This is a genomic window from Kitasatospora sp. NPDC056783, from assembly GCF_042789895.1.
Classification (GTDB): Bacteria; Actinomycetota; Actinomycetes; order Streptomycetales; family Streptomycetaceae; genus Kitasatospora.
Genome location: NZ_JBHUAF010000308.1, coordinates 10,084 through 10,359, shown reverse-complemented (window position 1 = coordinate 10,359; position 276 = coordinate 10,084). Strand labels below are relative to the sequence as shown.

Sequence of the window (276 nt, the reverse complement as noted above, 5' to 3'; positions counted from 1 at the left end):
GGCGACCACCCTGCTGGTGGCCGCGCCCGGCGCACTGGTGGGCCTGCTCGCCGCGCGTGCCTTCCTCGCCGCGCTCCAGCGGCGCGGGATGGCCGCACCCGGGCTGCACATACCCGGCGCCCCGGTGCCGACGCTGGTCGCGCTCGCGGTGGCGCTGCTGGTCGGTCTGGCGGCCGCCGCCGTCGCGGCCCACCGGATCACCCGGCCGGCCCCGGCGCTCGCGCTGACCGAGGGCGTGGGCGGGCCCCGGCGGACGGGCGCGCCGAGGCTGCTCGC

The 276-nt window shown here is 82.2% G+C and carries 1 pseudogene; it reads left to right on the top strand.

Going from position 1 to position 276, the window contains the following annotated elements:
* Positions 1-276, top strand: a pseudogene (locus ACFRMQ_RS31150) (ABC transporter permease); the annotation flags it as partial.